The sequence below is a fragment of the Streptomyces sp. NRRL B-1347 genome (assembly GCF_000720325.1).
Lineage (GTDB): Bacteria > Actinomycetota > Actinomycetes > Streptomycetales > Streptomycetaceae > Streptomyces.
Window position 1 is genome coordinate 1 of record NZ_JOJM01000031.1, and the last position, 13,382, is coordinate 13,382.

Here is a 13,382-nt window from a genome sequence, read left to right on the forward strand (position 1 = left end):
GCCTCAGTGAGGGGCACGGACGGCTCGGGCACGGCCCCCTCGGGGGCCGCCGCGGCCCGCGGCGGCGTGAACCAGTACGGCTCCCGCTCCAGGACCGCGTGCGGCACCGGCACCCGGGGGCCGCGGTGGCCCTCGTCGAGCGCGGCCCAGTCCACCGCGCCGCCCGCGCAGTGCAGCCGGCCCAGGGACTGGAGGAGGGTCTCCCAGTCGCCCGAGCCCGCCGCCGCGCCGGGGGCGGGGCGGCGCAGGGACGGCAGCCACAGGGGTGGCCGCCCGGTGTCCGCGGGGGCCGCGGGCGCCGTGGCGCGGGCCAGGCCGAGCAGCGTCGGGTGCGGGCCGACCTCCACGAAGGCGGTGCAGCCGATGCGGCGCAGCGCCGCGCAGCCGTCGGCGAACCGCACGGTGCCCAGGAGGTGGTCCACCAGGGCGTCGGCGTCGATCCGCCCGACCGGTTCGCCGGTGGCGTCCGACACCCAGGGGATGACGGGCTCGGCGAACCGCACCGGCCGCGCGGCCGCCCGCAGCGGCTCGGCCGCGCCCGCCATCAGCGGCGAGTGGAAGGCGTGCGACACGGCGAGCGGCTTGACCGTGACCGACCGCTCGCGCAGCGCGGCACCGGCCCGCTCGATCTGCTCGCGCTCGCCGGACAGGACGAGGTGGGTGGGGGAGTTGACGGCGGCCACCGACACGGAGCCGAGGCCTTCGGCCACCGCCCGCACCGTGTCCGCGTCGCCGACGCAGGCGATCATCGCGCCGTCCCCCGGCTGCTCGGCCATCAGGCGCCCGCGCACCGCGGCGAGGGTGAGGGCGTCGTCGAAGGAGAGCGCGCCGGACACGTACGCGGCCGCGTACGCGCCGACGCTGTGCCCGAGGACGGCGGCGGGCCGCACCCCGAGCGACAGCCACAGCTCGGCGAGGGCGACCTCCAGGGCCACCAGGGCGGGCTGGCAGTGGCGGGTGGACCGCAGCCGCGCGGCCGGGTCCCCAGCCGCTTCGCCGGCCTCGCCCGTGGCCGTGTCGTTGGCCGTGTCGAACAGCAACTCCTGGAGCGGCACGCCCAGTTCGGGCCGCAGCACGCGGTCCGCGCGGTCGATGGCGCGGGCGAACGCGGCGTGCGTGTCGTACAGGCCCCCGCCCATGCCCGGGTACTGCGTGCCCTGACCGGTGAACAGGAACGCAACCTTGGGCGCCGGGCCGTGCGGAGCCGTGCCGCGCACCAGGCCCTGTGCCGCGTCGCCGCGCGCGAGCGCGTCGACACCGGAGTCGAGGGCCGCCGCGGAGCCGCCGACGACGACCGCGCGGTGCGCGAGCCGTGCGCGGCCGGTGTTCGCCGCCCGGCACAGGTCGCCCACGGGCGTGTCGGGGTGGGCGGCGAGATGGGTGCGCCACTCCCGGGCCAGCGTCGTCAGGGCGGTCGGCGTGTGGCCGGACAGGCACAGGGCGTGCACCGGCCGGGCGGGCCGCTCCCGCACGGGCCGTTCCCGTGCGGCGAGGCCGGGCTCGGGCGGTGACTCCAGGACCACGTGCGCGTTCGCGCCGCCGAACCCGAAGGAGCTGACCGCGGCCCGCACCGGTCCGCGCGCCACGAGCGGCGTCCGGCGCGTCGGCACGTGGAGGCCCGCGCCCTCCCAGTCCAGCTGCCGGTTCGGCGTGCGCAGGTGCAGCGTCGGCGGCACCTCGCGGTCGCGCACCACCAGCGCCGCCTTGATCAGGCCCGCGATGCCCGCGGCCGCCTCCAGATGCCCGATGTTGGTCTTCACCGAGCCGACCAGGCAGCGCGCGCCGTCCGGGCGGCCCATGCCGTACGCGCCCGCGAGGCCCTCCCACTCCACGGGGTCGCCGAGCGGCGTGCCGGTGCCGTGCGCCTCGACGTAGTCGACCTCCTTGCCGCTCAGCCCGGCGCGCGCCAGGGCCTGTTCGATCACCGCGCGCTGCGCCGAACCCTTGGGCGCGGTCAGGCCGTTGCTTCGCCCGCCGTGCCCGGTCGCCGAGCCCTTGATGACCGCGTGCACCCGGTCGCCGTCGGCGAGCGCGGCGGACAGCGGCTTGAGCAGCACCAGGCCCGCGCCCTCGCCGCGCACGTAGCCGCCCGCCGCGTCGTCGAAGGTGCGGCAGCGGCCGTCCGCGGCGAGCATGCCGCCGTCCGCGAACGCCACCGACAGGCCCGGTGTGAGCATCAGGTTCACCCCGCCCGCGAGCGCCAGGGAGCACTCGCCCCTGCGCAGGCTGTCGCACGCCAGGTGCACGGCCGTCAGGGACGACGAGCACGCGGTGTCCAGGGCGAGGCTCGGGCCGCGCAGGTCGAGGACGTACGACAGCCGGTTGGCGGCGACGGAGTGCGCGTTGCCGGTGGCGCCGTGCACGTCCACGGTGTCCAGGCGGCCCATCTGGAGCTCGCTGTAGTCGTGGCTGCTGATGCCCGCGAACACGCCGGTGGCGCTGCCCGCGAGCGACGTCGGGTCGAGGCCCGCGTCCTCCAGGGTCTGCCAGGCCACTTCGAGCAGCAGGCGCTGCTGCGGGTCCATGCGGACCGCTTCGCGCGCCGACACGCCGAAGAAGCGGGCGTCGAAGTCCGCCACGCCGTCCAGGAACCCGCCGAAGTCCGGCGCGGCGACCCGCTCGGCGTCCCAGCGGCCCGGCGGCACCTCGGTGATCGCGTCCCGGCCGTCGCGCAGCAGCCGTCCGAAACTGTCCGGGTCCGGCGCGCCGGGGAAGCGGCAGCCGATGCCGACGACGGCGACGGGCTCGGGCGCGGCCCGCTCCTCGGGCGCGCCGCCGTCGGCCGGGCCGGTGGCCCGGGTGGTCGCCAGGTGCGCCGCGATCGCGCGGATCGTCGGGTGGTCGAAGACGACGGAGGCGGGGATCTCGCGGCCGGTGCGCGCGCCGAGTTCCCCGAGCACGGCCACGGCCTGTTTGGAGTCAAGACCGAGCGAGGCGAGCGGCTTCGTGGGATCCACGGCGGTGACGGCAAGCCCGAGCCGCTCGGCGACTCGCCCGGTGAGCCACACCTCGACCGAGTCGGCCGCCCAGACTCCGTCCGGGCCCTCGGAGTCCGCGAGCAACTCGACGAGAGTGCCGACCCGGGGCCGTGCGAGCAGTTCCCCAACAGGCAGTACGGTGTCGTACCGCGCCTCCAACGCCCTCACGAGAGCCAGCAGTTGAAGAAAGTCGAGCCCTGACTCGGCGAGGCCGAGGTCAGGCAGCGCTGCCCTCAAGGGGCGCGGGGAACTGCGTGACCAGCCACAATGCTCCCGCAGCCAATCGACGGCCCACGGTGGCAGTTCCGGTGAATCGCCCGGCCCCGGCGTGTCGCGAGCCACGCTCGCTGCCACCACCCTGAGGCCCAGCCCAAGAAAGTCCTTGCGGCACGCCTGCCGCTGAATCTTCCCACTCGTGGTCTTAGGCACGGTCGACCGTTTGAGGAGCAGCACGGCATGCGGTGCAACCTCGTGCTCCTCGGCGATCGCCGAGCGAAGCCGGGCAAGCACCCCTGCGGCGTCCTCGGTGCGCCTGCCGTCGATCTCGTACGCCACCACGAGCTGCTCGGCGCCGTCGACCTCCACGGCGAACGCGGCGCCGCAGCCCGCGCGGATCGCCGGATCGGCCCGCTCCACGGTGAGTTCGACGTCGTGCGGGTAGTGGTTGCGGCCCTGCACGATGACCACGTCCTTGGTGCGGCCGACCACGTGCAGCTGCCCGGCGTGCACGAAACCGAGGTCGCCGGTGCGCAGGTACGGCGTGTCGCCCTCGTCCGCGAGACGCGCCCGGAAGGTCTCCTCGGTGGCCTCCGGGCGCCGCCAGTAGCCCCGCGCCACGCTGCCGCCCGCGATCCAGATCTCGCCGACGGTGCCGTCGGCCGTGATCCGGCGGCGTGTCGCGGTGTCCACGACCGCCACGTCCAGGCCGTCGACCGCGGGGCCGCAGCCCACGACCCGGGTGACGCGGCCGCCGTCCGCAGGGGCCGCGGTGCCCGCGCCGAGCGCGGCCGCGTCGAACGCGCCGACGGCGGGCGGCTCGTGGGCGCGTACGCCGGTCACCATCAAGGTGGCCTCGGCGAGCCCGTAGCAGGGCAGCAGCGCGGCGCGGCGGAACCCGCACGGCGCGAACCGCTCGGCGAAGCGGTCCAGGGTGTCGGCGCGCACCGGCTCCGCGCCGTTCAGGGCCAGGCGCCAGTGGCTCAGGTCGAGCCCGGCGCGCTCCTCGTCGGTGATCCGGCGGACGCACGCCTCGAAGCCGAAGTTGGGCGCGACGCTGGTGGAGGCCCGCGTGTCGGAGAGCGTCCGCAGCCAGAGCAGCGGCTTGCGCACGAAGGACATCGGCGCCATCAGATGCGCGGGGAAGCCGCCGTACAGCGGCGACAGGATGCCGCCGATCAGACCCATGTCGTGGTAGGGCGGCAGCCACGACACCATCGCCGACCGCTCGTCGTGCTCCAGCCTGCGGTGGATGGCGCCGAGGTTGTGCAGCAGATTGCCGTGGCCGACCAGCACGCCCTTGGGCGCGGACGTCGATCCGGAGGTGTACTGGAGGAAGGCGAGCGAGTCGCCGCTCAGATCGGGCTCGCGCCAGTCGGCGGCGTCCGGCGCCTCGCCCCGGGGCGCGTCGGGCCCGCCCGTGGTCAGCCAGCGGAGGCCGCCGAGCCCGAGCGCGGCGAGCTCGTCCTTGCGCTCGTCGGCGAGCCGCGCCAGGCCGGGCGTGGTCAGCGCGTGGGTCGCCCGCGCGTCCCGGGCGATGGCGGCGAGCCGCGCCGTGGTCTGGCCGAAGCGCCGGGTGTCCGGGGGATACGCGGGCACGGCGAAGGACCCCGCGTACAGACAGCCGAGGAACCCCGCTATGTAGCCGAGCCCCGGCGGGTGGAGCAGCAGCACCGGCGCACCCGTCAGTCCCTCGGCCTGGAGCAGCGCCGCGACACGGCGTGCGCGCAGGTCGAGTTCGCGGTACGTCCACTCCGGCGCGGTGGCGTCGGCGCCCTCGACGAAGCGGTAGGCGAGCGCGTCCGGCCGGTCTGCGGCGTGCGCGCGCACCAGGGCCACCAGGTGCCGCGGGGCCCGCGACGCGCCGCCGTGCCGGGGGATCTCGGTCGGGCCATGGGTCATGTACGTCTCCGTCGGTCGCCGGTCAGATGCCGGGCTCGGCCCGCCGGGCGGGGGCGGGCGCGGGCGTGGCGCCGCCCAGGCGGTGGTAGTCGGTCTTGCCGTTGGCGTTGTGCGGCAGTTCGTCGAGGCAGGTGGCGGTGCGCGGCAGCATGTAGCGGGGCAGGTGCTGGGCGCAGTGCCGCTTCAGCTCGATCAGGTTCGGCCGCGGGGTGCGGCCGCTGAGCGTGAAGTACAGGGCGACGGCCGGCTCGCCGTCGCGGGTCTCGGCGACGACGGCGGCCTGGGCGACGCCGGGGTGGCGCAGCACCGCGGCCTCGATCTCGCCCAGCTCCACGCGGTAGCCGGCGAGCTTGACCATGCGGTCCTTGCGGCCGCGGTAGACGAGGCTCGCGCCGTCGTAGCTCACCAGGTCACCGGTGGCGTGGCGGCCCCTGCGGTGCCCGGCGGATGCGGGCTCGGACTCGCGGCGCCAGTAGCCGGGCGTCACGCAGTCGCCCTGGACGACGAGTTCGCCGCAGGCGTCCGGGCCGGTCACGACGCGTCCCGCGGCGTCGACGACGGACACGTCGGCGCCGGGCAGCGGGGTGCCGATGGGCACGGGCTCCTGCCGGGCCAGGTCCTCGGGGCGCACGCGGTGGTAGGTGCAGACGTTCGTCTCCGTGGGCCCGTACAGGTTGTAGAGCCCCACCTCGCCGGGCAGCAGCGCGGCGAGCGCCCGCAGTTGGGGGATCGGGAACACCTCGCCCGCGAACAGTACGTACCGCAGGCTCCTCACGGTCTCGGGGGTGAGCGCCCCCGACACCGTGAGGAGGTGCAGGACCGACGGCACCGAGTACCACACGGTGACGCCGTGCTCGCGGATGCCCGCCGCGAGCGCGCCCACGTCACGGGCCTGCTCGTCCGGCACGACCCACACGGCCGCGCCCACGGACAGGGCCGTGAACAGGTCGAACGTGGACAGGTCGAAGTTGAACGAGGCATGGCCCGCGAACACGTCCCCGGCGCCGACGGCCAGCTCCGCGCGGGCCCAGCGGATGAAGGCCGCGAGGTTCCGGTAGCTGATCCGCACCCCCTTGGGCGTGCCGGTCGAGCCCGAGGTGTAGAGGATCGCGGCGAGGTCGTCGCGCTCCAGGGGCGGCAGGAGCACGACGTGCCCGGCGGCGGACGAGGTGAAGGCGGCCCAGCCGTGCAGCGGGGCCCGCGCGGCGTCCGGCGGGCCGTCCGCCGGGGCCTCGTCCTCCTCGTCGGCGAGCACGATCACCCTCAGTGACGAAGGGAGTTGACGGGTGCTCAGGGCGGCCAGGCGGCGGCGGTCCGTGAACAGCGCCACCGGCTCCGCGTCCGCGAGGATCGTCTCCACGCGGGCCACCGGCTGTCCGCCGTCGAGCGGCACGTACGCGCAGCCCGCGTGCAGCGCGCCGAGGATCACCTCCGCGTAGCGCGGCTGCTTGTCCAGCCAGATCGCCACCCGGTCGCCGACCGCCGCGCCGAGGCCGAGCAGGCCCGAGGCGACGGCCGCGACGTGCGCCGCGAACTCGCCGTACGTCCGCGCCCGCGGGCCCACGAACGCGGGCCGCGCGGTCTGCTCGGCGTCGAGCGGCCACGGCTTGCGGATCAGGGCGACATCCGACAGGGCGGTGCCGGACAGGGCGACTTCGGTCCCGGTCGTCATCGCGCTCACCCCGCCGAGGGCAGCACGCCGACCTCGCGGGCGGCCTCGACGAAGACGTCCGCCGCCGTCCTGAGGTCCTCGCGCGTGTGCTCGCAGGTGACGCTGATCCGCAGCCGCGCGTCGCCGAGCGGCACGCCGGGGAACACCACCGTCTGGCAGAACAGACCGCGCGCCCGCACGGCGCGGCCCATCTCCATCGCCTTGCGCTCGTCGCCGATGACCAGCGGCAGGATCGCGCTCTCGGTGTTCTCCAGGTCGAAGCCCGCGTCGACGAGTTGCCGGTGCAGGAAGCGGATGTTGGACCACAGCAGGCCGACGCGCTGCGGCTCGGCCTCGATGACGTCGAGCGCGGCGATGAGCCCGGCCGCGACGCCCGCGGGGATGTTGGCGGCGAACACGTACGAATGGGAGTAGAACCGCAGGTACTCGATGACCTCCTCCTCGCCGACGACGAAGCCGCCCATGCCCGCGAGGGCCTTGCTCATGGTGCCGAGCTCCAGGTCGACCTCGCCCTTGAGGCCGAAGTGCTCGGTGGTGCCGGTGCCGCGCTCGCCGAGGACGCCCGTCGCGTGCGCGTCGTCGACCATGACGCGGGCGCCGTACTCCTTGCCGAGCCGCACGATCTGCGGCAGGTCGCAGAGGTCGCCGTGCATGCTGAACACGCCGTCGGCGACGATGAGCGCGCCGCCCGAGCGGTCGTCGCGGCGCTTGAGGATGCGCTCCAGGTCCGCCATGTCGTTGTGCTGGTAGATCTTGCGGACGCCGCCGGAGAGCCGGGCGCCGTCGACGATGCTCATGTGGTTGAGCTTGTCGACGACCAGCGTGTCGTAGCTCTTCACGAGCGCCGAGATGGCGCCGAGGTTCGCGGCGTACCCGCCGGGATAGACGATGCACGCAGGACGGCCCTTGAACGCGGCGAGGCGCCGCTCCAGCTCCTTGTGGAGCATGTTCGTGCCGCCGATGAAGCGCGAGCCGGTGTGGGTCGCGCCGAAGGTGCGGGTGGCCTCGCACACCGCCTCGATGACCTTCGGGTGGTTGGCGAGCCCCAGGTAGTTGTTGGAGGCGAACATCAGGAACTCGCGCTTCTGCCCGGTGAGTTCGTCCAGGATCAGCGCCCGGTTGCCGCAGCGCGAGTGCAGCGGCATGCCGTACCAGTAGAGGTGTTCGGCCTCGCGGCCGCGCAGGTACGAGCGGAAGCTGCGGGCCTTGGCGAACAGGTCGGTGTCGCGCTCCTCCACGAAGTCCTTCATGGAGCGGCCGTCCCAGCCGACGCCGGGCCCCGCGGCCGCGGCGGCGGACTCGGCCACCGGAGCGGTCCCGGGCCGTGGCCCGTCGGCGTCGAGGAAGGGGCGCAGCTCGGCGATCAGAGCGCGCAGCGTGGGCGCGGTGACCGTGCCCGCCAGCTGGTCGGGAAGGCCGAGGTCGCGGGCGCTGTCCGCGACGACGGACACGAGCACCACCGAGTCGATGCCCAGCTCCCCCTCGAAGTCGGCGTCCAGGGGCAGCTGTTCACGGGTGTACTGGGTGTGGCGCATGGCGGCGCCGACGACGGCCTCGGTCAGCGGGTCGCCCGTGGTGTCGGCGGGCGGAGCCGCCGCCGGAGGCGCCGCTGCGGGCGGCGCGGCGCCCTGGAGCGTCTCCTCGACGGCGTCGACCAGCTCCCGGATGGTCGCGAGCCCGGTGGGCAGCTCCGCGGCGAGGGCGAAGCGCTCCCGGACCGTGGCCAGGATCGACTCGAAGATGACGGAGTCGATGCCGAGTTCGGCCTCGAAGTGGCTCTCGGGCAGCAGGTACGACTCGTCGTACAGCGTCCGCGAGGCCACGATGTCCACGATCTGGCGGTGCACACTGGTCATCGCACGGCCTCTCCTTCGGGCGCGGCCCGCAGCCGGTCGACGAGCGCGGCGATCGAGTCGACGGTCCGGAAGTTCGCCGGGGAGATCTCCCGCAGCGGCACGGTGATGCGGAAGTCGGTCTGGAGGTAGTGCACGAGGTCGAAGATCCCGGCCGAGTCGATGATGTTCAGCTCGGCGATGGGGAGCTGGGCGTCGAGCCCCTCGGCGTCGCCCTCGAGCCAGACGTCGGCGATGTAGTTGATGATCGACTGCTGGGTGCTCATGGCCGTCCTAAGCGGTCTTGTGGAACTGCGATGCGGTCCGGCGGCGCCCCGAAGGCGGCCACTCCTGCGGAGCGCTCAGGCTCGCTCTCCTGTGGTCGCCGACGCCGTGGGGGCGCTCTCGCGCGCGATCAGCTCGGCGACCGCCGTGATCGTGTCGCCCGGTGTCGCCGCGTCCTCCGCGATGTCGACCTTGAACTCGGACTGGATCACCAGGAGCAGCTCGACCAGGAACAGCGAGTCCATGTCGAGGTCCTCGAACTTGGTGTCGGGACCGATCTCCGCGCGGTCCACCTCGAAACGGTCGACCAGGAGGTCGACCAGCCTGTCGTACATCGCGCTCATGCGGTTCTCCCTTGTGTTCACGTGCCCGGTCCGTGCGTGCGCGGGCCGGGCCGTCAGGCGCGGTCGAGCCGCGGCCAGGTCAGTACCGTCGATCCCCAGGTGAGCCCGCCGCCGAAGGCGGTGAGCAGCACGCGGCCGCCCGCCGTCAGGACGCCGTCCGCGTGCGCCTGGTCCAGGGCGAGCGGAATGGAGGCGGCGGCGGTGTTGCCGACCTCGGCGATGTTGCTGAAGCAGCGCCGGCGGGGGATGCCGACCTCGTCGGCCACGTGGTTGGTGATGCGCAGATTGGCCTGGTGGCCGACCAGGTGGTCCACGTCGTCGGGGCGCAGGCCCGCCCGGTCGAGCACGGCGCGCGCCGACGCGGACATCCGCCGCACGGCGTGCCGGAACACCTCCTTGCCGTCCATCGCGAAGTAGCGGTCGCGGGCCGCGGGTGCCACGCCGGAGAGGCGCTGGCGCGAGCCGCCCGCGGGCACCGTGATCAGGTCCTCGCGGCCGCCGTCGCTGCCCAGGTCGAACGGGCCGAGCGCGCCCGGCTCCGCGGCGTCGCCCGCGCGCAGGACCACCGCGCCCGCGCCGTCCCCGAAGATCACGGCCGTGGACCGGTCGTCCGGGTCGAGCAGCGTGGAGAACGTCTCCGCGCCGATCACCAGGACGCGCTCCGCCGCGCCCGCCGCGATCAGGCCCGCCGCCGACGCGAGCGCGTACACGAACCCCGTGCAGACCGCGGACACGTCAAAGGCGGCGGCCCCGGTGAGACCGAGCCGCGCCGCCACCACCGGCGCCGTCGCCGGGCACGGCCGGTCCGGCGTGGTGGTGGCGAGCAGGACGGCGTCCGCGTCGGGGGTGCCCGACGACTTGAGGGCCTTGGCGCCCGCGCCGACCGCCAGATCGGAGGTGGCCGTGCCGGGCGGGGCGAAGTAGCGCTGCCGGATGCCCGTGCGCGAGCGGATCCACGCGTCCGAGCTGTCGAGCCGATCGGCCAGCTCGTCGTTCGTGACGGCGGTCGGCGGCAGACAGCCGCCGACCCCGGCGAGGACCGCGGCCCGGTGCGGCGGCGGATGGCTCGGTGGCGGTGCGGTCACGCGTGCTCCTCGGTCTCGACTGGTCCGCCCGGTCGGTGCGCGGCATCCGGTACGCATCCGGTACGCCGACGGCAGGACGCTGAAGCTGACGTCGAGTCTCGCGGGGCGGGCTGACGGAACGCGGTCACGCATGCTGACGGCGCGCTGACCGCTCGCTGATCGCGCCCGCCCGGGCCGTGCCGCGGGGGCCGCGTGCCCGCGCGGTCAGCCGGCCGTCAGCGCCGTACGCGGTGCCCGGTCAGCCACGGCCCGCAGACTCGACCCCAAGCGACCGAGAGGTGGGGCGCATTCGATGTGCACGACGTACGCAGGACCGGCCATCCGGTACGACGACGGCGGGGTGCCGCGATGACGGCGCCCGCGCCCGGGGACGGCGGTCCCCCACCGGCCGGGCCCGCGCGCCCGCTCCCCGAGCGCCCCGCCCCGAGTCCCGCCACCGGCGCCGCGGCCCCCGAGCGCGACGCCGTGGCGGTGACCGGGGTGGGTCTTGTCACCGCCGCCGGGATCGGGGCGGCGGCCACCTGGGCGGGGGTGTGCGGGGGCGTGTCCGCGGCGGCCAGTGACCCGGCGCTCGCGGGCCTGCCCGTCGACATCTCCTGCACCGTGCCCGGGTTCTCGCCCCGGCGCCACGTGGGCAGGCGCAGCGCCCTGACGCAGGACCGGTTCAGCCAGCTGTCCGTCGCGGCGGCGCGCGAGGCCGTCGCGGACAGCGGACTCGACCCGGAGACCTGGGACGGCGCCCGCGTGGGCGTCGTCGTCGGCTGCGGCCTCGGCGGCGTCGCCACCTGGGAGGCACAGCACCGGCGGCTGCTCGACGAGGGGCCCAAGGCCGTGTCGGCGCTGCTCGTCCCCATGCTCGTACCGAACATGGTGGCCGGGCACCTGGCGATGGACCTGGGGGCCACCGGGCCCAACCTCGTCACGGCGACGGCCTGCGCGTCCGGCGCCACCGCCATCGGCACCGCGCTCCAGCTGCTGCGCGACGGCAGCTGCGACGTGGTGGTCGCCGGGGGCGGCGAGGCCGGGGTGACCCCGCTGATGGTGACGGGCTTCGCGCAGATGGGCGCCCTGTCCCGGCGCGTCGGCGAACCCGCGGCCGCGTCCCGCCCGTTCGACCGGGACCGGGACGGCTTCGTCATCGGCGAGGGCAGCGGCATGCTCGTCCTGGAGCGCGCCGCCGACGCCCGCGCCCGGGGCGCCGCCGTCCGGGCCCGCGTGGCCGGGTACGGCGCGTCGGCCGACGCCCACCACCTGACGGCCCCCGACCCGCAGGGCACCGGCGTCCTGCTTGCCCTGCGCACCGCCCTGGCGCGCGCGGGCGTGATGCCCGACGAGGTCGACCACGTCAACGCGCACGGCACGTCCACGCCCCTGAACGACGCCGCGGAGGCCGCCGTCCTGCGCAAGTTCCTCGGCACCGGCCCGGCCGTCACCTCCACCAAGGGCGTCCTCGGCCACACCCTCGGCGCGGCCGGGGCGATCGAGGCCGCCCTCACCGTCCTGAGCGTGCAGCACGGCACGGTGCCGCCGACCGCCAACCTCACGCACCAGGACCCCGACATCGACCTCGACGTCGTCACCGGGGCTCCGCGCGAGCGCCCCCTGGAGGTCGCCGTCAGCAACTCCTTCGGCTTCGGCGGCCAGAACGCGGTCCTGGTGGTGACGGCGGCATGAGCCCGGCGTCCCGCGAGGGCCGGAAAGGGGCGGGCCGGCGGGACCCGGCCGGAGGAGACTCTGACGCGTGTCCGGCCGGAACCTGCTGCTCCAGCGCACCCTCGGCGTCCTCTACGTCCTCGCGGGCGTCGCCAAGTTCTTCCCCCGCGTCGAGTCGGTCGAAGGCCGCCTCGACGACGCGGCCGACGCCAACGAGGGCATCGCCGTCATCGGCCCGCTCAGCGACCGCCTCGCCGCGCACCCGACCGCCGTCGCCACCCTGGTCGGCGTGGCGATGTTCGCCGGCGGAGCCGTCCTCGTGGCCAACCGGAACCGGCGGCTGGTCATCGCGGCCCTATGGGCCCAACTGGCCATGCTGGCCTGCTTCGTGGCGGTCCTCGTCACCAGCGTCCCGGCGATCCTCCTCTTCGACGCCGCCTTCGTCGCCGCGGGCCTCTGGCTCCTTCGGGCCCACACCCGCCGGACACCCCAGTGAGGGCACCCCATGACCTACCGGCACCCCCCGGCCTTCCCGCTGCCGCACGCCGAACTCCAGGACCTGGAGCGGCGGGTGCGGCACGCCCTGCGCACCGCCGACGACAGCGCGCTCGACGTGCTCGGCTACGGCGAGATCACCCTCGTCCTGCGGCTGCGCACGACGGCGGGCTCCTTCGCCTGCAAGCGCCTGCCCGCCTTCCCCGACCGGGGCCGCTTCGACCGCTACCGGGACGGCCTCGACGCGTATCTGCGCCGCCTCGCCGACCGCGGGCTCACCGTAGCGCCCACCGAGGTGTGGCACACCCGCGGCCCCGGCGGGCGGATCATCGCGTACTGCGTCCAGCGCGAACTGCCGCCCGAGCGGCTGTGCTCCCGCCTGCTGCACACCGAGGGCGAGGCCTGGGCGAAGAACTTCTTCGTCCGCTTCCTCGACCGCGTCGACGCCGCCGTCGGCCCCACCACCGGCCTGGACGCGCAGGCCGCCAACTGGATCGACATCGACGGCGAGCTGACCTACCTGGACGTCACCACGCCCCTCATGCGCGACGCCCGGGGGCGCGAAGAGCTCGACGTGCGCCTGTTCTTCACCTCGCTGCCGTGGATCCTGCGCGACGCCGTGCGCCTGGCCATGGCCAAGTCGATCTTCGACAAGTTCTACGAGACCCGCGGGGTGCTCCTGGACTTCCTCGGCAACCTCCACAAGGAACGCCTGGGGGCGCTCGTCCCCGCCTTCCTGGAGGAGGCCAACGCCCGCCTGGCCGAGCCCCTCACCGCCGACGAGGTCGCCGCCTACTACCGCGACGACGCCCGCATGTGGGAGCTGATCCAGCGGCTGCGCGCCGCCGACCGGTTCTGGCACCGCAAGGTCAGGCGCCGCACGTACCCGTTCCTGCTGCCGCCGCCCGTGGACCGCTGAC

At 75.0% G+C, this 13,382-nt stretch carries 9 protein-coding genes; 3 read left to right on the forward strand and 6 right to left on the reverse strand.

Translation table 11 applies throughout. The annotated features are described in order from the left end of the window. The 6 genes from IG74_RS0124565 to IG74_RS0124590 all read right to left on the reverse strand — a co-directional run. The coding region (locus IG74_RS0124565) for a type I polyketide synthase (RefSeq protein ID WP_158857749.1) at nucleotides 1-5,096 on the reverse strand (5,096 nt) is incomplete at its 3' end. Nucleotides 5,097-5,118: 22 nt separating this feature from the next. Next, nucleotides 5,119-6,768, reverse strand: a complete 1,650-nt coding sequence (locus IG74_RS0124570; RefSeq protein ID WP_051855266.1) for a D-alanine--poly(phosphoribitol) ligase — start codon at nucleotides 6,766-6,768, stop codon at nucleotides 5,119-5,121. A gap of 5 nt (nucleotides 6,769-6,773) precedes the next feature. Further along, nucleotides 6,774-8,624, reverse strand: coding sequence for an aminotransferase class I/II-fold pyridoxal phosphate-dependent enzyme (locus tag IG74_RS0124575; protein ID WP_030681328.1), 1,851 nt, complete (start codon nucleotides 8,622-8,624; stop codon nucleotides 6,774-6,776). Beyond that, the gene (locus tag IG74_RS0124580) at nucleotides 8,621-8,887 is read right to left on the reverse strand and encodes an acyl carrier protein (RefSeq protein WP_030681331.1); all 267 of its coding nucleotides are present in this window, start codon (nucleotides 8,885-8,887) and stop codon (nucleotides 8,621-8,623) included. Before IG74_RS0124580 ends, IG74_RS0124575 begins: the two co-directional genes overlap by 4 nt. 75 nt (nucleotides 8,888-8,962) lie before the next feature. Beyond that, nucleotides 8,963-9,229 (reverse strand): acyl carrier protein, encoded by a 267-nt coding sequence (locus IG74_RS0124585; RefSeq protein ID WP_030681334.1) that lies wholly within the window; start codon nucleotides 9,227-9,229, stop codon nucleotides 8,963-8,965. 53 nt (nucleotides 9,230-9,282) lie between these two features. After that, the gene (locus IG74_RS0124590; RefSeq protein ID WP_030681336.1) at nucleotides 9,283-10,314 is read right to left on the reverse strand and encodes a beta-ketoacyl-ACP synthase III; all 1,032 of its coding nucleotides are present in this window, start codon (nucleotides 10,312-10,314) and stop codon (nucleotides 9,283-9,285) included. A 348-nt stretch (nucleotides 10,315-10,662) separates the two neighbouring features. On the opposite strand from IG74_RS0124590, the gene IG74_RS0124595 reads away from it, so the two are divergent. The 3 genes from IG74_RS0124595 (at nucleotide 10,663) to IG74_RS0124605 (ending at nucleotide 13,381) form a co-directional block, all read left to right on the forward strand. After that, complete coding sequence (locus IG74_RS0124595) at nucleotides 10,663-11,988, forward strand: beta-ketoacyl-[acyl-carrier-protein] synthase family protein (RefSeq protein WP_234334443.1); 1,326 nt, start codon at nucleotides 10,663-10,665, stop codon at nucleotides 11,986-11,988. A 67-nt stretch (nucleotides 11,989-12,055) separates the two neighbouring features. After that, on the forward strand, nucleotides 12,056-12,463 hold the full coding sequence (locus IG74_RS0124600; protein ID WP_051855268.1) for a DUF6041 domain-containing protein: 408 nt from the start codon (nucleotides 12,056-12,058) through the stop codon (nucleotides 12,461-12,463). Between the two features lie 9 nt (nucleotides 12,464-12,472). Then, entirely contained in the window at nucleotides 12,473-13,381 is a 909-nt protein-coding gene (locus IG74_RS0124605) for a DUF6206 family protein (RefSeq protein WP_030681344.1), read from the forward strand. Nucleotide 13,382: the final 1 nt, after the last annotated feature.